The 21,649-nt window shown below is 31.7% G+C and carries 16 protein-coding genes; 2 read left to right on the forward strand and 14 right to left on the reverse strand.

The genetic code is table 11. From position 1 onward, the window contains the following. Positions 1-13: 13 nt before the first annotated feature. On the reverse strand, positions 14-2,938 hold the full coding sequence (locus tag CO692_RS01780) for a MucBP domain-containing protein (protein ID WP_096741370.1): 2,925 nt from the start codon (positions 2,936-2,938) through the stop codon (positions 14-16). Between the two features lie 636 nt (positions 2,939-3,574). Between CO692_RS01780 and CO692_RS01785 the strand changes: the two genes are divergently transcribed. Beyond that, positions 3,575-4,189, forward strand: coding sequence for a helix-turn-helix domain-containing protein (locus tag CO692_RS01785; RefSeq protein ID WP_096741371.1), 615 nt, complete (start codon positions 3,575-3,577; stop codon positions 4,187-4,189). Positions 4,190-4,234: 45 nt separating this feature from the next. Here CO692_RS01785 and rfbB read toward each other — a convergent pair whose 3' ends face one another. Continuing rightward, positions 4,235-5,179, reverse strand: a complete 945-nt coding sequence (gene rfbB, locus CO692_RS01790) for a dTDP-glucose 4,6-dehydratase (RefSeq protein WP_096741372.1) — start codon at positions 5,177-5,179, stop codon at positions 4,235-4,237. A gap of 321 nt (positions 5,180-5,500) precedes the next feature. On the opposite strand from rfbB, the gene CO692_RS01795 reads away from it, so the two are divergent. After that, positions 5,501-6,688, forward strand: coding sequence for an IS110 family transposase (locus CO692_RS01795; RefSeq protein WP_096741373.1), 1,188 nt, complete (start codon positions 5,501-5,503; stop codon positions 6,686-6,688). A gap of 262 nt (positions 6,689-6,950) precedes the next feature. Here the strand turns inward: CO692_RS01795 and galU are convergent, their stop codons facing one another. The 12 genes from galU to CO692_RS01855 form a co-directional block, all read right to left on the reverse strand. Next, positions 6,951-7,823: a UTP--glucose-1-phosphate uridylyltransferase GalU gene (galU, locus tag CO692_RS01800; protein ID WP_096741374.1), complete on the reverse strand. Its 873-nt coding sequence runs from the start codon at positions 7,821-7,823 to the stop codon at positions 6,951-6,953. A 21-nt stretch (positions 7,824-7,844) separates the two neighbouring features. Continuing rightward, positions 7,845-9,011: a nucleotide sugar dehydrogenase gene (locus CO692_RS01805; protein ID WP_096741375.1), complete on the reverse strand. Its 1,167-nt coding sequence runs from the start codon at positions 9,009-9,011 to the stop codon at positions 7,845-7,847. A gap of 669 nt (positions 9,012-9,680) precedes the next feature. Beyond that, positions 9,681-11,093: a lipopolysaccharide biosynthesis protein gene (locus tag CO692_RS01810; protein ID WP_096741376.1), complete on the reverse strand. Its 1,413-nt coding sequence runs from the start codon at positions 11,091-11,093 to the stop codon at positions 9,681-9,683. Between the two features lie 5 nt (positions 11,094-11,098). Beyond that, entirely contained in the window at positions 11,099-12,166 is a 1,068-nt protein-coding gene (locus CO692_RS01815) for a polysaccharide pyruvyl transferase family protein (RefSeq protein ID WP_192940716.1), read from the reverse strand. A gap of 14 nt (positions 12,167-12,180) precedes the next feature. Continuing rightward, entirely contained in the window at positions 12,181-13,251 is a 1,071-nt protein-coding gene (locus CO692_RS01820; RefSeq protein WP_096741378.1) for a hypothetical protein, read from the reverse strand. A 32-nt stretch (positions 13,252-13,283) separates the two neighbouring features. Further along, the gene (locus CO692_RS01825) at positions 13,284-14,954 is read right to left on the reverse strand and encodes a phospho-sugar mutase (protein ID WP_096741379.1); all 1,671 of its coding nucleotides are present in this window, start codon (positions 14,952-14,954) and stop codon (positions 13,284-13,286) included. A gap of 1 nt (position 14,955) precedes the next feature. Continuing rightward, positions 14,956-16,338, reverse strand: coding sequence for an O-antigen polymerase (locus tag CO692_RS01830; RefSeq protein ID WP_096741380.1), 1,383 nt, complete (start codon positions 16,336-16,338; stop codon positions 14,956-14,958). Position 16,339: 1 nt separating this feature from the next. Continuing rightward, positions 16,340-17,437 carry a glycosyltransferase family 4 protein gene (locus tag CO692_RS01835; protein ID WP_192940717.1) on the reverse strand — a complete coding sequence of 366 codons (1,098 nt, stop codon included), beginning with the start codon at positions 17,435-17,437 and terminating at the stop codon, positions 16,340-16,342. A gap of 37 nt (positions 17,438-17,474) precedes the next feature. After that, a complete protein-coding gene (locus CO692_RS01840) occupies positions 17,475-18,581 on the reverse strand; it encodes a glycosyltransferase (protein ID WP_096741382.1) in 1,107 nt (368 codons plus the stop codon). Between the two features lie 9 nt (positions 18,582-18,590). Next, positions 18,591-19,724 (reverse strand): glycosyltransferase family 4 protein, encoded by a 1,134-nt coding sequence (locus tag CO692_RS01845; RefSeq protein ID WP_096741383.1) that lies wholly within the window; start codon positions 19,722-19,724, stop codon positions 18,591-18,593. Beyond that, a complete protein-coding gene (locus tag CO692_RS01850) occupies positions 19,725-20,945 on the reverse strand; it encodes a sugar phosphate nucleotidyltransferase (RefSeq protein ID WP_096741384.1) in 1,221 nt (406 codons plus the stop codon). It abuts the gene before it with no gap. A 17-nt stretch (positions 20,946-20,962) separates the two neighbouring features. Then, positions 20,963-21,643, reverse strand: coding sequence for a sugar transferase (locus CO692_RS01855; protein WP_096741385.1), 681 nt, complete (start codon positions 21,641-21,643; stop codon positions 20,963-20,965). Between the last annotated feature and the right edge of the window lie 6 nt (positions 21,644-21,649).

Below are 21,649 nucleotides of genomic sequence, written 5' to 3' on the forward strand. Positions count from 1 at the left end.
ATTTAATCAATTGTTACTTTCGCTTTTTAAAATAAAGCCAGCTTGCCGTGGCGATAAAGCACAAACCAACTACAAATGGGAACAACGTCCCCTGCTCATCGGTTTGCGGCAATCTTTGTGCAGAAGCGCTTTTTTTTGAAACAACTGTTTGAGCAGGAGCTTTTTCTTTATTATCAGAACTATCAACTGTTGCTGCGTTTTCTTTTGTATAAACGTACGTCACAGTTGCCCCCAGCTTGCCGAATGTTCCTTTCGCATTTTGTGGCAAACGACTTCGATCTAAGACGTAGCCGTTGATTGATAATTGGTATTTTTCTGTGCTAGCATCGTAAGGTTCGCCTACATTTCCTGATAGGATTTGGGAAGCATGAATTTCGTTACCTTCTGTGTCTACATACTCCACCGTTACATCCGCTGCTGGTACCGGACTTTTTGTGTAGATGTAGGTGACTGTTTGCGCTGTTTCGCCAAATACTCCTTTTAGATTTTCTGGTAATTGGCTTTCATCTAGTGTATAGCCATCGATCGATAATTGATATTGTTCTGTGTTGGCATCATATGAATCACCTATGTTTCCACTGATCGTTTGTGAAGAGTGGATTTCTTTGCCTTCTGTATCTACATACTCCACTGTTACATCCGCTGCTGGTACGGGATTTTTGGTGTAGATGTAGGTGACTGTTTGCGCTATTTCGCTAAAAATACCTTTACTATTTTCTGGCAATTGGGTTTCATCTAGAGTATAGCCTTCAATCGTTACTTTATATTGAAGTGTGCTGGCATCGTATGAATCACCTATACTTCCGCTAATGGTTTGGGAGTCATGAATTTCATTGCCCTCTGTATCAACGTATTTTACTGTTATATCCGCTGCTGGTATCGGATTTTTCGTGTAGATGTAGGTGACTGTTTGCGCTGTTTCGCTAAACACACCTTTAAGGTTTTCTGGTAATTGGCTTTCGTCTAAAGTGTAGCCTTTGATCGTTAATTGATATTGTTCCGTACTGGCATCGTATGGATCACCCACATTCCCACTAATTTTATTAGCAGCGTGAATTTCGTTGCCTTCTAAGTCCACGTATTCCACTACTATATCAGCTGCTGGTAAAGGATTTTTTGTGTAGATATAGGTGACGGTTTGCGCGGTTTCGTTAAATACACCCATACTGTTTTCTGGTAATTGGCTTTCATCCATTGTGTAGCCTTCGATTTTTAATTGATATTGTTCTGTGCTAGCATCGTATGGGTCGCCTACGTTTCCACTAATTGTTTGTGAAGCGTGAATTTCTTTACCTTCTGTATCTACGTACTCGACTTTGACATCCGCTGCTGGTATCGGATTCTTTGTATACACATAGGTGACTGTTTGCGCGGTTTCACAAAAGACACCTTTAAGATCTTCTGGCAACTGGCTTTCGTCTAAAGTGTAGCCTTCGATTTTTAGTTGATATTTTTCTGTACTAGCATCATAAGAGTCGCCTACGTTTCCACTGATCGTTTGGCTAGCGTGAATTTCGTTGCCTTCTGTATCCACATACTCGACCGTTACATCCGCTGCGGGTATCGGATTCTTTGTATACACATAGGTGACTGTTTGCGCGGTTTCACTAAAGACACCTATACTATTTTCTGGCAATTGGCTTTCATCCAATGTGTAGTCTTCGATTGCTAGTTGATATTTTTCTGTACTAGCATCATATGAATCACCTACGTTTCCACTAATCGTTTGTGAAGGATGAATTTCTTTGCCTTCTGTATCCACGTACTCGACTGTGACATCCGCTGCGGGTATCGGATTCTTTGTGTAGATATATGTGACTGTTTGTGCTGTTTCTCCAAAGGCACCTTTACTGTTTTCTGGTAACTTGGTTTCATCTAACGTGTAGCCATCAAATGTTAGCTTATAATCTTCAGTGCTGGCATCATATGGTTCACCAATCGTACCGGTTAAAGTCTGTATCTCATGGATTTCTTGCCCTTGACCATCAAGGTATCGGACATTTACCTCTCCAATCTGCTCCGGATCGACAATGACATTGACCACATGTGTGGTATTCACGCTATAGGAGGCTTGTCGAGCCATAAAAATTGATACATAGGAACCTGGCTTGCTTGGGTCAACATTGGTGTAGTAAGGATAGATCTGCGAGTCAGAAATGCTTTTTTCTATATTGCCGCTAAAATTTAGTTTAAACGCCTCAATTCCTAATGCTTTGGTTGAGAAATCAAATGTACTGTTTACAGGAATATGAATCGTATCAGGACTATCTCCAAAAGCATACTCACCCGCAATTAAACGCTCGTAAAGTTCAAGTGTTTTCGTTTCCCCTGGTTGCAAGGTGATGGAATTTCCAACCGATGTGAATGCATAGTTTAGTCTTTGATTCGTGGTACCAACTTGCTTAATAAAATAGCCACCTGAAGGAAGTTGAATTGTAACCTTTCCTGAACTGTCCGTGACTAACAATGTCACCTCACCTGATGTTGAAGAGGTCAATGTGAAATAAGCTCCTTGGATCGGTTGGTTTGAATTACCATCTAACACTTGAACCGTCAGTTGCCCATTGACAGCTCTTGCAGCTGAAGCATTAACAGATGAAGGGACCTTATCTACAGTACTTGCAGCAGATTCTTCTTTATTTTCTGATCCATTAATGGCTTCTTCACTGTCACTACTTGCTTGTGTTTGCTCGTTCTTAGCATCCACACTCGATGAGGTCGTTGTTGTCTGCGTAGCATTTTCTACTTGAGAGGTAGCTTGTCCAGCATCCGCAGAAGCATTCATATCATCAGATTGCACAGCATTCACTTCTTCCTGATCCCCCTGCTGAGACTCTGAAAACATTTGGTTTTCCGCCATTACCTGAAATGCTGGCGTTACCACCGCAGCACTTAGTAAGATTATTAAAGATAGAATATATTTAAACTTATTTTTCACAAACTTTCACCTTAACCTTCTTTTTCAAAATAAAAAATTTTTTTCCCAACCTATTTTTACGCCTAAAAATCATTATAATTTATTAATTTTTAATTTAAAATTTTTTTTTATTTGACGTATCATCCACTCCTGACAAAAGTTTTTTATGCGGGCACATGAAATTCCGTTGAGCATATGTATATCTTATTCACTTATCATTGCACTACATCACCTCTTCGGAATTTTATAATCCAACCACCCTTTTCTTCAAGCAAATCCCGTGCAAATCAGCGCAAAGCTTCTTGGCATCCTTGTTTTATCAATGATTCCTTTTTCAAAAAAGGAAACTATTTTTTACTTAATTGTGGCTTTCTTTTTTTGAATGATTCGAGTAAGACTATCTTCTACTCTGAATATGTGCTATCTTTGAACATTTATCACTTCATATATGACAATTGTTACTTATTACAGGTGAAGGATTCAGTGAAAAAAATCGAGCAATTTCAGGAAATTCTTTAGGAATATCTAAATGAAGCTCATCTTAATTTAATCTTATAAGAACAAAGAAAATGACTTGTGCATTTTTTCGTTAAATCGAACTTTACAATTGTTTCTTTGAACCGCTTTGTGATAGGATATGTCAGAAGGAGCATTGAAATGACTATAGCTGAAAAAATAAAAGAGAGTCGCTTGAAATTAGGGCTCACCCAACAAGAAGTTTCCGAAAAATTATTTGTTACCAGACAGACGATCTCCAATTGGGAAAACAATCGAAGTACCCCAGACATCGATACATTGATTAAATTAAGTGATCTCTATCAAATCGATTTAGAGTCACTACTAAAACCAGAACAATTAGCAGACGAACCAGAAAGAATGAGTGACGAGAAGAAACCAACCTTCCGCCTTTCTCTATACTTGCTAAATTTGACTGCAGTCGTCGCTTGCGTTTTCACCGACTTCTTAACACCTACAGGAACAATGACCCTATGGACAGCTGCTGCACACTTTTTGTTACTAGTTAACTTTGTCCTTTTATTCGGCTTTTTCCTCACAAAAAAAAGACCCCTCCCTGCAAAAACAATTGTCTTTGCATTAGGAAAAGGTCTGTTGATCTTAGCCATTATATTAGGTTTTACTCTTTGGTCGAATAAAGGAGCTTCCGCAGATGCGTTACATCTGATTGGCCATAATTATGGTCATTTTATCTATTTGACGTTTAAAGCAATCGGGGTGATTAATTTGTTTGATTGGCGGAAGTTTGAGATGTAAATCATGAAGGATTATCCAATGAAAGTCATGATCTTATATGCTATTTCAACTTTCCAACTGTTTGGTTTCAGAGTACCACTTTACAGTTTTAATTAGCCCTTCTTCTAGGTTTGTTTTTGGTTTCCAGCCAAGTGATTCTATCTTTGATGTTTCCATGGCATAACGATAATCATGGCCTAATCGATCTTCAACGAATTCAATCATGCGTTCATCATATGAGCATAAATGACACAACTTCTTAACTAAAGTAAGATTATCAATTTCTTCATGGGCGCTAACATTATAAATTTCACCCGTTTTTCCGCACTCTAATATGATGAAGATTGCCCTGCAAAAGTCTTCAACATATAGCCAGTCACGTTTATTCAAACCATTGCCATATATCGGCAATGGTTTATTATTGCTTATTTGGTGTAACATCAACGGGATCAATTTTTCTTTGTATTGATTTGGACCGTAATTATTTGCTGCCCTAACAATATTGATATTTAAGTCGTAGGTTTTATGATAGGACATAACAAGATGATCTGCAGCAGCCTTCGATGCAGAATATGGCGAACTAGGATTCAAAAATGTCTTCTCATCAGCATAACCTTCTGTTAAACTACCATAAACTTCATCCGTCGATATCTGTAAATATCTAATTTTGGATAATCTAGCACATTCTAACAAATTGGCAGTTCCAACTATATTGGTTTGAATAAAGTCTTCCGCATTTTTTATTGAATTATCAACATGAGACTCTGCGGCAAAATTTATTATACAATCAATTTTAAATTTTTGGATGGTCTTCATAACCAACGTACTATCTTTAATATTTCCCTGAATAAAATGGTAATTAGGTAATTGTTGAATTTCTTTTAAATATTCCAGATTTGCAGCATATGTCAATAAGTCTAAATTAACGATCGTACTTTCCGTTTTTTCAATTATAAATCTGATAAAATTACTCCCAATAAATCCAGCACCACCTGTGATTAATACGTTCATGTTAGTAGCCTCCTTGTATATTAGAGTTAGGGTTTTAACCTTCCGGTTTTGATTGGATAACCCTATGAACCATCGTTATTTTAATTTGGTATTAACTCATTCATTTTGAGATAATATATTTATTGGATTGAGAGGCTATGCCGTTGCCTCCTTGAGTTTTGAAGCTCGTAATCGAAAGACTGGCACCTCTCTCTGATAAGTGGATTACGTATGAGTTAGATGTTGAAAGTTTTTGCTTTACTCCGTATCTCGTACAAGGTAGTGACGCTTTTCAGTTGAGCGGGTTTCAATCCAAAATATTTTTTTAGAAAGGTCAAATGTATGTACTTCTTAGGAATTGATATCGGCAAGCGAACTCACGTGGCTTCTTTAATGAGTGAAGAAGGTAAAGTGATCCTAAAAGGTTTTTCTTTCCCTAACACTACTGAAGGAGCTGATTCCCTGATTGAGCGGCTTTCAAAATATTCAGAGACTCCCGCTGACTTTATTGTCGGAATGGAAGCTACGGGTCATTATTGGCTCTCCATCTTTTCATACCTCCACGAATCAGACTTTTTGATTCACGTTGTGAATCCTCTTCAAACCGATGGCTGGCGCAAAGGAACAGAAATCAGAAAACGAAAAAATGATATTATTGATTCTGTTTTGATTGCTGACTTGATGCGTTATGGTTCCTTTGTAGAAACAGTATTGTCTGATGAAAATGTTTTTTCGTTAAAACAACTTTCACGTTACCGAACCTATTTAGTAGGTACCGCAAGCGACTTCAAACGAAAAATCATAGCTGTACTAGATCAAGTGTTTCCTGAATATGCATCAACTTTTTCTAAACAAGGTATTTTCGGAAAAGCGTCTAAAGAGTTATTGCTTGAGTTTAGTTCTCCTATAGAGCTAGAAGAAATTTCGGCAGAAACGTTGGCTCAATACTTAGCTGAGTTAAGCAGGAACCGAATAAAGCCAGAGAAAGCAGATCAATTGAAGCAAGCAGCTTCTAACTCCTTTGGAGTGAAATTTGCTCAAGAAGCTTTTACATTTCAATTACGCTCCATGATTGAACAATTGAAATTCATCGAAAGCCAAGTAAAAGAAACTGAAAAAGAAATTAAGCGCATAATGAGTAATTTAGACTCTGTTATTCTCACAATCCCTGGAATCGGCCCTATAAATGGCGCGACAATTCTTGGTGAAATTGGAGACATTCGCAAATTTTCTAATCCGAAAAAACTGGTTGCTTATGCTGGCATAGACGCGTCTGTGTCCCAATCTGGGCAATACGAAGCAACACATAATGTTATGAGCAAGCGTGGATCTCCATACTTACGAAAAGCCTTGTTTTCAGCTGCTCTAGTTGCTTCTCGATGTGATCCTGTTTTTCGCGCGTTTTATCAGAAAAAAATTTCTGAGGGAAAGCATCATCTGACGGCCTTAGGTGCTGTTTCTCGTAAGCTTTGTTATGTGATTCATGCTATTTTAACTAAAAATGAACCTTATAAGATTGTTTCCGATTAGCTATTGAACAATCAAAAAAATCTAATAGTGAAAGGTCTATTTGTTGTACTCATTTTTTGGACTTAACTGTTATAAAATATTTTTTTGATTTAGCTAATTTTCACTTGACTCTATATAGTTAGTCTTTCTCTATAATCAATGCTACCTGAGAAATATTCATTCAGAAACAGAATATCATATTACAATAGATAACATTTTTATAAGCAATCTTCAATATTATTATAAATAAAAAGCAATCAGTTTCATCTGATTGCTTTTTATTTTATATTCGCTCATCTAGCTCTTTGATATAACTCCGAAGTTCATCTTTAATTTCAGGATGTTTTAAACCATATTCAATATTCGCTTCGACCATACCTAGTTTGTCCCCAACATCATAACGTTTACCTTTAAACTCATGAGCAAATACCCGTTGAATCTTGTTCAGTGAATCGATCGCATCAGTCAGTTGAATCTCATTTCCTGCGCCTGGTTCTTGTTCTTCCAAAATTCCAAAGATTTCCGGTCGTAAAAGATATCGACCGATAATCGCTAAATCACTCGGAGCGTCTGCAGGTAATGGTTTCTCGATGAATTCACTTACGCTATACAAATCTTTCGCCGCTTCTTCACTAGGATTAATGATACCGTATTTTGACGTGTCTTCATGAGGAACTTTCATAACCGCAAGAGTTGATGCGTTTGTTTTTTCGTAATTGTTGATCAACTGTTTCGTTAAAGGTACATCATCCTCCGTAATATCATCGCCAAGCATGACGATAAATGGTTCATCGCCTACAAAAGCTTTTGCTTGGAGAACCGCATGACCTAAACCTAAAGGACGTTTTTGACGAATAAAATGCAAGTTGATTCCTGTCGTTTCTTCAACAAGTGCCAAAAGCTCTTTTTTCCCTTTTGATGATAGGTTTGATTCCAATTCAAAGTTTGAATCGAAATGATCTTCAATTGGACGTTTCGCTTTTCCTGTCACAACTAAAATATCTTCAATTCCTGAAGCAATTGCTTCTTCAACAATGAATTGAATCGTTGGTTTATCAACGATTGGTAACATTTCTTTTGCGATTGCTTTTGTTGCTGGTAAAAATCTGGTCCCTAACCCTGCTGCAGGAATAACAGCTTTACGCACTTTTTTCATTTTTGCCCCTCCAAAAGAATATTAGTTATCTCCAAAAATGTCTCTTGTGTATACCTTTTCTTTTACATCTTCGAGAATACTTTCAAAGCGATTACTTACAATGATATCCGAAATGTCTTTAAATTCTTCAAAATTCTTAATAACTTTAGAATTAAAGAATGTTTCCTCGTTAAGGGATGGTTCATACACCACCACCTCGATTCCTTTTGCTTTAATACGCTTCATAATCCCTTGAATCGATGAATATCTAAAATTATCAGAATTAGCTTTCATTGTTAAGCGGTAAATCCCTACAGTTTTGGGGTTTTTAGCCAGAATTTGATTAGCAATAAAATCTTTTCTAGTTGTATTGGCATCGACAATTGCGCCAATAATATTACTTGGCACATCTTCATAATTTGCACGCAACTGCTTCGTATCTTTAGGTAAGCAATAACCACCGTAACCAAACGAAGGATTGTTGTAATGAGTACCTATCCTTGGATCTAACCCTACCCCTTCGATAATTTGTCGACTATCTAGTCCACGAGATTCAGCGTACGTATCTAATTCATTGAAATAAGCAACTCGTAAAGCTAAATAAGTATTGGAAAATAATTTAATAGCTTCAGCTTCAGTAGAGTTGGTTAGCAGTACAGTAACATCCTCGTCCCAAGCATTTTCTTTAAATAAATTAGCAATTTTTTGACCACGATCTGAAACCTCACCAACAACAATTCTTGATGGATGTAGATTATCATATAATGCTTTACCTTCACGTAAAAATTCGGGAGAAAAAATTATATTTTCAGTGTTAAACTTTGCTTTGACATCTAAGGTATAACCTACCGGAACTGTTGACTTGATAATAAATGTTGCATCTGGGCGAATTGCCAACGCTTTTTCGATAACATCTTCAACTGTAGAAGTATTGAAGTAATTCTTTTTTTCATCGTAATCTGTAGGAGTAGCTATAATTAAATACTCTCCAAAGTTTACTGCATCTTCAAAATCATTAGTAAATTCTACATTCAAATCTTTCCTAATCAAGAATTCATCGATTTCTTTATCAAATATGGGAGATTTCTTTGTTTTTAAATAACTTATTTTATCAGGTAAAATGTCATAAGCTATAACATCATTTTTTTGCGCCAGCAAAAGTGCATTTGCTAGCCCCACGTATCCCATTCCAATGACACCTATTTTCATTATCAATAAATCCACCTTTCTTTAACATAGCATCAGCAAAATATAATAACCTCACCAAATACCTTTCTCTTATTAACTTTATTAATAATCTTACCTTATTTGTTGGAGTTAGATTTAATGATCAATGAGCAAGAATAATAGAGTTATAACTTTAAATCTTTTATGTTCACCTTTCAAAAATTAGGTAAAAGGATAAAACTAATTTTAATTGGTCTAATTATTTATCTAATTTCGAAAGTTATATATAATAATTTTCTATAATAAAACTAATTCAGTGAAAATCTATATAAATTCGATGAACTTAATGATCCAATCTCTCATTATTGAAAATGGTAAGAATTCTGAATGATTTTTTCAATATTAATTCTGAATGAAAAAATCTTGTAGCAATAATTTCCAAACCAATTTTTAAGTCTAATGAGTTACCTCAATTAATCATCCATAGCAGAATTTATTCCTATCACTATGGAAAGCGAAAAAAATGATAGTTAAGTCAACAATTCCTAATTGTCTTAGAAATGCAGAAAAAAGATTAAAATTGATGGGTTATATGAGGAATCTTAGATTTCTTAAGAGTTTGGAAAATGGAATTAAGGACTAATGTTTTCTTTTTCAAATATGTTACCTTGAATGCTTCTAACACATTTAAAATATTTTATAATTCGTAACTTATTTCCTTATAATTTTTTTTAACTTTATAATTCCTTTCTTTTCACTCAAACAATTAAACACCAAAAGTATAAAAAAGATAAGGATGTTCACAACAAATAGAATAGTAGCCCCACCTATTACTCGTATTAATACTATTTGTAGAAGAATCATAATATTGTTAAATATAAAAAATCGAAAATCAATATTAAGTTTTATATCTTTCTTAGTATCATAATATCTTATCACAAACATACATACAAAACTCAACGCTGATGAGAATCCTGCACCAGTTAATCCATAATAGGGCACTAAAATGAAGTTTAATAATACAGATATTAATCCACCAATTATTGAGGATATAAAAATTCCTTTTGTATTCATTGAAGCCGTGTATATCGTACCAACAAAACTTGAAAAACTTTGATAGATAACGGCTACTAATAATATTGGTATAATTTGCCAACTTTCTATAAAGCTATCATCAATAATAATGGGAACAATAATATGTAGAAAGGGAATAATTAATGCTGATAACGTGAATAATAATTTATAATATATTTTAAAAACTTGTGAATAAAATTTATCTTTATCGTTATTTTTGAACTCTTCAAAAACGGAAAGTTGCCATGCTTGCTGGAATATAGAAGTAAACATTGATAAAATAGTTGGAATTTTGTTAGCCACTGCAAAAATACCGTTTGCTGTGGCATCCACAAAAAATAAAATAAAATATCGAGTAGAGCTATTGATTAACCACCACATTATCATATTGGGAATTAATGGAATCGAATATTTAATCATATATTTTATAAGCTTAAAATCAATTAACCTTATCTTCACTCTCTCAAAACTATTTGTAACAAAATATAAATATATTATTGATATAGAGTTACTTAAAATAAGTGACAGCAAAAATCCATTGGTTCCTAAAGACATATAAACAAGAAATATAATATTAAAACAAGCTGTTAACAAAGTCATAACTAATCCATTTATAGCAAATTGTTTAATTTTACCTATCGCTCTTGTGAATTGGGTATAGGTTGCCTCTAACTGATTCAAACTTAACAGTAGTATAAACATAAATAAGTATCCCTCGAACAATTCAAAGTAAGATAGGACTGGGTATAATAATGTACATATTAAAATTGATATTACGTTAATAAAGATAGCATTCGATAAGACTTTATTTACAGATTTTTCTTCGTTAATTTTATCCAGTGTGAATCTTATGACCGCCTCACTAATACTTATGGTAATTATGGGTAAAAACAAACTTATAGTTGTATTAAATAAATCTACTACCCCGTATTCTCCTGGTGTCATAAAAAAAGTATATAAAGGTACCATAAGAATATTGATTGCTTTACTTCCAAAATTACCAATTGCAAAAACTAAAGAATTACCAATTAATTTTTTGTATTTTTCCATATAATTTATACACCTTCAACAAAGCTATTAAAAAGAAATATATTTTCCTTTGCCAATGCTATATTTTGTTCTATCTTATAATCAGATATCGGATTATTTGTTTGTAAAATTTTATCAATAGTTTCAATATTTAAATCAGAAATATATATATTGTCTTCAGATTTATTTAAATCTTTCAAAAATTCATCCATTTTCAAACTATAACTCATACTCAAGGTATTCCTTTTGTAAACTTCTGATACAAATACTCCATGAAGTCTCCCCATAATATTAATCTTACTGCTTGCTATTAAATCAAACTTTTCGTCAGCTTTCAAATCACATAATATTTCAATATTCTCGGCATGATCTGACAAATCAATTAATTCTTTATACAAAATTAAGTTTTTATCATAATCATTACTATCATCCAGAGGAATTATTTTTATTTTCAAGAAATCTAATTTACTCTTAATAATGCTGATTGCCAATATTCTTATAAGATTTAATTCTTCGCTTAATGAGAGTTGTTTTCCTAATTCTCTCCAAGAAATGATTACCTGATCTTTTTCCTTTACAATATTTTTTTTTTCTAAATATAAGTATGCTAAATCTTGAGTTAAAAAAACATTATGATTAAGTCTTTTACCTATTTCATACGAATTTTTATCCCTAAATGTTATAAAATTTGCGTTTTGTATCGCATAATTACTTCGATAGATACGTTTTTCACTGTGTATTTGTCCTATACCTACACCAAGATAACCATATTTTTTTTTTAGCAATTTTGCTATTTTTACAAAAGAGTAGGCACCATCTCCGTCATGCTCAGTAAAAATCGTGCCACCTATCCAAAAAAACATATGCATACGAGTCATAATCAGTCCATAAATAACTTTCTGGACTTTTGAACCATACATGGAAATATCAATAACTTTTACAAAATCTGGAATATCGACAGTGATATTTTGAGGAAAAATCTTGAGAAAATATAATTTATTCTCATTTTCAATATTATTACAAAATACAGATAACATTAAATCATCACCGAAATTTCCCGCTCCAAAGTAACCTGTAAATAAAATTCTTTTCATCAATTTCTCCTCTACTACCATATGTTTTTTGACAAAAGTTTAGCTTTAAAGATTTCACTTATTTTAGTGATATTGTTATTCTCTTGGACATATTCATAGCATTTTTCTCCTAGATTATTTAACTCATTAAAATTCCTATCATACTTATTTAAAATAAATAGTATTTTTTCCATTAACTTCTCTTTATGTTCTTCTTTAGTTTCATAGTCATAGGCAAAGAAATACTCATTAATTTTATCCATATCTTTTAGTGTACCATTATAGGGACCTAAGATAGTTTTTGCATAGGAAAATGCCAAAATGTTAGTCCCTGAATTTAAACTACTATTTAAATCATAAGGAGTTACAATAATATGAGCATTAGAGAAAATTAGAGGAATTTCATCGTCTTCAATAAATCTAAAAATACCAGTTATATTATTTGAATTCTCAATTTTTTTCTTTAGATTGTCAATGATATCAAAATTTCCATTACCATAGATTTTCAAATCAATTGGGAAACTATCCAATTCTTTGACTATTTCAATTAGAATATCAAGATTCTTGTATTCATTTATTGCACCAAAAAATACAAGATTCAAAGTAGTATCATTTGTTTCATTTGATAAAATATCACCATAGCAATTGCAATAGTTAGGATGAGGGAGATAAATTACTTTATCAGCAATTCTTGATTTTTGTGACAAAAACTTCCTTGATTCCTCAGAGTGTATAATTATCGATTTGGATTTTGCTGCCAAAAGATTCATTATCTTTTTAGAAAGAAAGTATTCTATTCCTTTGCTACCATGTGGTCGCTTATTGTGCATAGTCCATATGATATTAGTCCTTAAACTTAATATGACTATATAGACATACAAAGATACAAATTTAATCATAGAAACTATGATCCTATCATTTATAATTTGACTCTCTACCCAATTTAGAACTAAAAAATCAGTTTTCTTTAAAATGAGCTGTACTTTAGAACATTCGTTAAGTTCAAATTTTGATAATTTCAGCATCTTCTTAATTAAACTTATATATTTATTACTTTTACTTGAAAACGGAATAATACTACCTTCATACTTTTTAATTGTAATCACCTATCAATTCTTTAATAAAACACTCATAAAGCTTACTTGATTAAATTTTCAATAAATTTTTTTATATTTATGAGATTTTTTAGGGCCTCTTCTTTTGACGAGCCAGTTGATCCAATATAAAACTTAATTTTTGGTTCAGTTCCTGATGGCCTAGCTGCCACCCATGAATCATTATCAAAAATTATTTTTATTACATCGGATTTTGGTAAATTATCAATTGACTTTAAATAGTCATTGATTTTAACTATATTTGCATCATAGAATATTTTATCATGAAGTTTTATTTCCCTAAATTTATACATAATCTCATTTATTTTATTTAATCCATTTCTCCCCTCAAACGTATATGAAATTAATTCTTCTTCAAAATAGCCAAATTGCGAATAAATTTCATTTAATACATCGATTAGGGTTTTTCCTTGATATTTATAGAAAGATACCATTTCCGCTATTAAAAGTGAAGAACTTATACCATCCTTATCTCTAGCATGTGTACCTGTGAGATAACCATACGATTCTTCATATCCCAACAGAAAATCATAATCATCTAAGTATTCATTGATTTTTTCACCTATATATTTAAAACCTGTCAATGTATTTATACACTTAATATTATTATTTTCGGCAATTTTACTTCCTAAATTAGATGTGACTATTGTTTTCAATATATATGGTCTTTTCAAATCTTCAATATATTTTTTATTTGAAATTGACATATAATAGACCATAATGCTACCTATTTGATTTCCGCTTAAAGCAATAAAATCGTCATTTACTTTAACATATGCTCCAACTCTATCACAGTCAGGATCAGTTGCCATAATTAGATCAACTGAATGCTTCTTCCCTTCTTCTAAAGCCAAAATAAAAGCCTCTTTTTCCTCAGGATTTGGACTTTTGACTGTAGAAAAAAACGGGTCTTCAGTTAATTGGCTAGCAACCGAGTAAACTTCATAATTTTTATTGTCATTTAATAAAGATAAGATGGGCTTATTACCTGTTCCATGCAAAGGTGTGTACAAGACTTTTAATTGGGCGAAATTAGATTCAGTTGAGTCAGACATTAGACTTCGTTTTACAAAATCTTTATAATCATTCTTAACAAGATCATCCAGATAATTAATAAGATTTTGGTCTATATTCCCTAACTCATTAATTTTTGTTCTATTAATATAATCAATAATTATATCTGCAAGACTAGGCGTTACTTGGCATCCAGTACAATCATATATTTTATAGCCATTATATTCTGGAGGATTATGCGAGGCCGTAATTACAATACCACCTATAGCATTAAGATGACTCACGGAAAAAGATAATTCAGGAGTAGTTGTAGCTTCTTTGAAAATCATTGATTTAATTCCTAAATAAGCTAAAGTTTTAGCTGCTTCAAGTGCGAACAATTTGGAATTATTTCTAACGTCGTAAGCAATTACGATCCCCTTATCTTTTACACAATCTCCGTAATAGTTAATCAAGAATTTACCATATCCATAAGTAATCTTACGAATTGTATATCTATTAAGTCGATTAGTTCCCATACCCATTAAAGCTCTTAGTCCGCCTGTTCCGAATTCTAAATCTTTATGGAATCTTTCAATTAACTCATCTTCATCTTCTTCTAATAAATTTAATTCGTTTAATTCTTCTTCTGTAATATCCTTGAAAGATTTCCACTCAACTAGCTTTTCTTGAAATTTCATTCTATTTATTTTTCACTCCTCTTGAATTGTTTATCGAATTATTAAATATAAATATTAATATTAAAGGTAAGAAGAATCCCATAATCCTTACAACAACAGGCTGCAGTGCTCCTCTAAATAAAAACACTACAAAGCCTAAAGAAAAAGGAAATATTATATCTACATAATTAATATTAGTATTTTCTATTTTAGAATAATAATACATATAATCTAATTTACAAAAAGTGTATCCTAATATCAATGCAAAAATAATAACGCCAATTATTCCAAAGTTAAAAAAGCCCTCTCCCATTATAGGTTCAGAAAGGTTAGTAAAGAAAAAACCTTGTGACTCAGCTATCAAAGTACTGGTAGGTTTACCTTTTATGTCAATCACAGACCTAGGTACAAAAAACAACAATGCCGAAACTAATTGTTTACCATAAGAAAAAGTATGTTCATTCACATATCTAACTGTTCGTCCAATCATGGTAAAAGAATCGAAGTCTACATTGTTAAAATTGCCAAATGAAAAGTTTGATATATTCTGAAAACCTTCAATTAAATCAAATCTTTTAAACAAGGTAAACAAAGGAAAAATGATCGTTATAGAAAAAATAACCATGACATCAAAAAGCTTTCTTTTCCAAAACTTATCTTTTAAAAATGATATGATCAAGCCTAAATAAACTGTACCTGATAAGAATCTTGATAAAGAAACAGGAAAGTTAAGTAAAATGCTAATTATTGTTAAAACAATGATTTTAAGATTTAATAGTCTAGGCTTAATCGCAACTTTGCTTTTTCTAGTATTCAATAGTATTGATAAAACTATCACCGGTGTTGATCTAACCAGAAACTCAATTAAAAACAAAAATGAATCGCCATCGTCCCAGAGATTGTTTTTGGTAAAAAGATTATTAAATCCAAATAACCATACACCTATCGGAAAGCAAATAATCGCAAATAACATATAATAGCTTACATATTTATTATTTGTTCTTATTGTTTTATCTAAACGGGGGAAGGGATTGCTTAAAATTTTTCTTTGACTATACAAATAACTTACAAAAAAAGTAATTTGAAAAACTAGAATAATTAAATTAGTTTCTATTATTTCACTTTTAGTAAGATATTCCCCCCAAGGTGCATAATCCGATATAATTTGAGAATAAGGTGCCATAACTAAGAAAATAAGTATAAAATAATAGCATACCTTATAAGTAGAAATATTTAATTTAGCAAAAACTAGAAAAATAAAACATAGTAAAAAGTTTGCCAAAAATCCTAGACCTATACTTAGGTCTAAATACGTAAAATCTTTGAAAAAAAATAGAAAGTACAAGATAAATACGACTGAAAAAAAATATATTATGAATAACTTAGCAACTTTTCTCTTAGTCAATTTAATTCCCCTTATGAAACTGATTTATTGCATCCAAACAATTCAACGCCATTTTTCTTGGTGAATTTTCGTGTTTATTTTTCTTTACCATATCTTTGGTAATTTTACCACCAACTATATATTTCAAAGCATCCACTAATTCTTCTACATTATTTTGCTCAATCATTATTCCGTTTTTACTATTTATCAAGTCATAGGCAGACCCAACAGCAGTTGTTGCTATAATTGGTAGGTTGAATTGTTGTGCTTCGTTTACAGTTAATCCCCAAGGTTCAACACTATTTTTAAATAAGTATGAAGGGATTACAAATACGTCACTTTGTATATAGAAATTCGAGATATCTTCCTTATTAATTTGACCAGTGAAAGTAATACCCTCATCAGAACCATATTTTTCTTTTAAAAAGTTCAAATTAGGGCCATCTCCGCATATTAAAAGGTGCATAGAATCGTAATCTATTTTTAAAAAGGCCTTTATTAATATTTCGACCCCTTTCCTTTCTACAATTCGTCCCATGAAAAGTATAATATTTTTGTCGGACATAATATTATATTTTTCACGCAACTTCAAATTACTCCCTTTTTGATTTACTTCAGTTGAATTAATAAAGTTAAAAACTTTCTTTTCTGGAATATTTACGTTAGTCAAATACTCTTTTGATTTTGATCCATATGATAGAAATAAATCAATATATTTACTTAACATTTTTAATACCAAAGTATGTACTAAATCTTTAGCCCATTTTATTGTGAATACGGGAGATTTATGGTATACCCATTTCCCCCACCAAAGAGCTATTAAGGTATCTTTTCTCCTGATAACAGTTTTAGCAATAATCATTGATTTTAAATCATCCAGAGGTGGTAAAATAATACAATCAAACTTCTCTTCCATAATTCGAAGTAATGTTTTTTTGTTATAATGTTTATAAACTTTTATACGACTATCTAATTCTTTTGTTCTATCTTTATCATTGTATATTTTGATATTGTCTTCTAAATTATAAAACATTATAGTTAAATCACATAGTTTAGAAAGTTCATTAAAAAAAGGTAATCTATAAGCTGTCAATGTATTGTGAATAAACAAAATTTTCATTTTTTCTCTCATTTCTGTTTCGACTTGAGTATCAAACTCATTTCACCAATAAATCGAAATACTCCTTTGATGTCATATGAATATCGTATCCAGAATCCCTAATGTTATTTATATATTTGGTTCTTTGTTCATTTAATTTCATTTTTTTTATTTCCTCACACCACAATAATTCATCATCTAAAGATATGAATTTAACATTGTCAGCAATCATAACTTCATCTGTCACTTTATCAGAAACAAGGATAGGTAAACCATTAGTTTGTGCCTCAATCAAAGTTATTGGTAATCCTTCAAATTTTGAAGGAAGCAAAAATATATCCATTGCAGACATCATAGAAGCTACGTCTTTACTATTGCCATAAAAAATTATATTATTTTCGATACCATATTGTAGTGCTTTATGTTGTAAATATGTTCTCATCTCTCCCTCACCAACAAAAATAAACTTATACTGACTATTTAAACGAAGATTTTTTGCTATTTCTAATATAAAAGAAGGATTTTTCTGTTCACTTAATCTTCCAACAGTTCCTATAAGTACTTCATCGACAGAAACTCCTAATTCCATTCTAATTTCTTTCCTCTTTAATGAAGAGAAAATAAACTTGTTCGTATCGATTCCGTTTTTTATGATAGATACTTGATCTATAATTTTAGAATTAAAGACAAAATTTGCCGCTTTGTTAGAACAAGCCCAATAATCTGTGGGTGAAGATGAGTAAAGAGATTTTCCTAATCTGTGTGCCAATAGTTTTATTACTCTAAACTTATCATGACTAACATCAGAATTATGAGAATGCGCTATTACGCTTTTAACACCTTTTTTTTTGGCAATATTTACTAGATTTAAATCCCATCCATTATCGATATTAAATATAATCTTATCAAAATAATTATTGCTCAGAAATACTTTTAATTGTTTTCGAAGTAAAATGTTGCGTTTAAATACGTTTTGCTTCTTATCAATCAAACTAATAACTGAAATATTGAGTTTTTTTAGTTGATCATCAAAGAATGATGTTTCTTTATAGGATGTAACTATTATGACTTCATTGTCAATTAAATCAACATTTTTAAGCATATTGACAATAAAAGCTTCCTTTCCTCCTGTTATCCAGCGCTGACTAAAAATTGCAATTTTCATAAATACTCCTTAATTGTCTAAGATATTTCTTAAGTAAAGTTTCAAAGCCTTTTTTACTCGATAGGATGAATATTTATCAGCATTTTCATATGCACCTTTACTTAATAAATTCCACTGTTCATCATCTAATAAAAGAGTTATAATGGCTTCTTTTAAAGAATCCTTATCATCTTTTTCAACCATAATTCCACTACTATCAGTGACTGTCATTAAATCAGGAATTTTATACCCAACTACTGGAGTTCCATTAATATTAGATTCTATATATGTAATTCCGAAACCTTCTTGATAAGAAGGGCTTGCAAATACTTTAGACATAGCTAATATTTCTGATTTTTTTTCATCAGATATAAATCCTAAGAATGAGACTTTTTCGTTTAAATTCAAATTTTCAACTCTTTTTTTAAGTTCATCTTCCTTCTTCATCGATCCCGCTATAATAAGTTTTGCATCAGGTACCGAATCAATAATTTCAGGTAATACATCGATAATATGATCTATTTTTTTATTTCCTTGGAGTCCAGTATATCGTCCGATGTAGCTAATTATATTCTCTCTTGGATGAAACACAATCTCACTGGGTTTTACATTAACAACAGGAGGTATAACCTTAACAGCATCTCTATTGAATCCTAACTCAACTAACTGTGATTTTGTATGATCACTGACAGTCAAAATACTTTGTTTCTTATAAAACTTAGGCAAAAAAAATTTCTCCAAGTAATATCCTATGCTTCCTTTTATTTTACCTTGTTTTCTATAATAATCTTTACCAGTAATATGATGTATTATGGTCAATCTGCTTTTTTTATACAAGGTTGTGAACATCGGGATTACAGATTGATTTTCAATTAAATAATTAATATTTTTCTTATGTTTAAAGAAAAATGATAGATGCATAGAAATTAATGCAAATGGTAAAAATCCAAATATTGCTTTATATCTTCTCACCCTTATATTATCAGAAATTTGCTCTTGGTCTGGAGAATTTTCATCATGATCTTTACCACAGAAAATTTCAATATTATAGCCCATTTTTTCCAATACTTTTGCTAATTCCAGTTCATACACTTCAATGCCGCCTGTCATATCATTGGTAGCAGGACCTTTGAACGAAAAAATAGCGACAGTTTCTTTTTCCACTTAGACACCTTCTTCTGTTATACAAATTATCGAGAAGTTATTTTCACCATATAATATCACTTCATTAGAAACATATTCTATGTCACCTTCACCATGCAATTTATACACTTTTTGATTTTCATTCAAATCAAAAGATACTTTATGTCCATTTTTTATTACATATTCAACAATTATTGAAAACTCATCTTTCTTAAGTATCTTTGTGGTTCCCCAATCTTCTTCTTTAAATCTAATACTTTCGAAATACGAGGGATCAATTTCCTTTACCCTTGGAGAAGATGGAATAGAAGATACCAAAAAACCTTCTGGTCCAGCAACGACTATTAAATCTGAAACTCCTAATGTTACAATAGGAAGATTGGTTTCATTAATTATATTAGTATTGACTGAGTCAATAGAATTGGAAATACCAATACTTTTTGTATCCATTTCTTCAATCAGTGTATTCCAGGTACCTAAATCCTTCCAAAAACCTTCATATGTCACAAAGCATATATCATGTTGCTTTTCCACATACTCATAATCAAAACTATTTTTTGGAAGTTGATCATAATTTTCGGCAGATTGTTCGTAACTAGTAGGCATTCCTTGACTTTCTAAATATTCCACTAAATTTCCAAGTTTGAAGCCGAAGACCCCAGCATTCCAGCATGCACCATTTGAAAGAAGTAATTCAGCTTTTTTCTCATTTGGTTTCTCTATAAAAGTTTTTACTATATTTTTTTTACTTTTATTGGGCACAATATAACCATATTTTTCTGATGGATATGTTGGATTTATCCCAATTAATCCCAATTTTGACTTTTTTTCTCTTAGCATTTGATCTAAGTCAAATACTTTCGTAAAGAAATCTTCTTCCACATAAGGATCAACAGGTAATACAAATATATTTTCGTCAACTGAAGCTTTCTCTCTATCTTTCAAAAATAAGGAAGACAGTACTATAGCGGGGAAAGTATCTCTTCTGAAAGGTTCCGTAATTATTTTTTTATCATCTATTCCCAATTGCGATTTCAAAATTGATTTTTGGCTTTCTCCCGTTGCAATGTATGTCACATCTTGTAAACCACTTCTTTTTAATTGTCTCCAAACCCTCTGAACCATTGACTCCAATTTGCCCTTATCGTTCTTTAAGACTTTAATAAATTGTTTAGATCTTTGATCATTCGATAGAGGCCATAATCTTTTACCTGAACCACCAGAAAGCAAAATTATTTTCATTTTCACACCATCTTTTCTTAATACGCACTATTAGGATTGATTATTATACATATTGTTTTTACAATAATCTTTAAGTCATTTTTTAAACTCATACATTCTATATATTTTAAATCTAGTTCAACCATCTCATCAAAATGTAAATCATTTCTCCCACTTACCTGCCAAACTCCTGTACAGCCCGGTTTTACCATTAACCTTTGCTTATCATATTCTGTATACATATACACTTCTCTAATTAGTGGCGGTCTAGGTCCAACTAAAGTCATCTCCCCTTTTAAAACATTCCATAATTGAGGTAATTCATCAATGCTTGTTTTTCTAATAAATTTCCCTATTTTAGTAACACGAGGGTCTTCTTTTATCTTGAACATAGGCCCGTCAACTTCATTGTGTTCAAGTAAATCTTTTAGTTTTTCTTCTGCATCTGTGCACATTGATCGAAACTTATACATTTTAAATATTTTTTCATCCTTACCAACTCTGTCTTGAGAAAAAAATACTGGGCCACTGGGGTCTTCTTTCTTTATTTTATAAGCCACTACTAAAAATAACGGCGCTAATAAAATCAGCCCAAAAAAGCTCCCTAATATATCTAATAACCTCTTAACAAAGTTATAAAAGAATTTCGATCTGATCTTATTTTTATTCAAAATAACTTTTTCTTCTTTCTCAAGATCAAAAGTTTCAATCTCACCCATTTCACA

It is taken from the genome of Enterococcus sp. FDAARGOS_375 (genome assembly GCF_002393265.1).
Classification (GTDB): domain Bacteria; phylum Bacillota; class Bacilli; order Lactobacillales; family Enterococcaceae; genus Enterococcus_D; species Enterococcus_D innesii.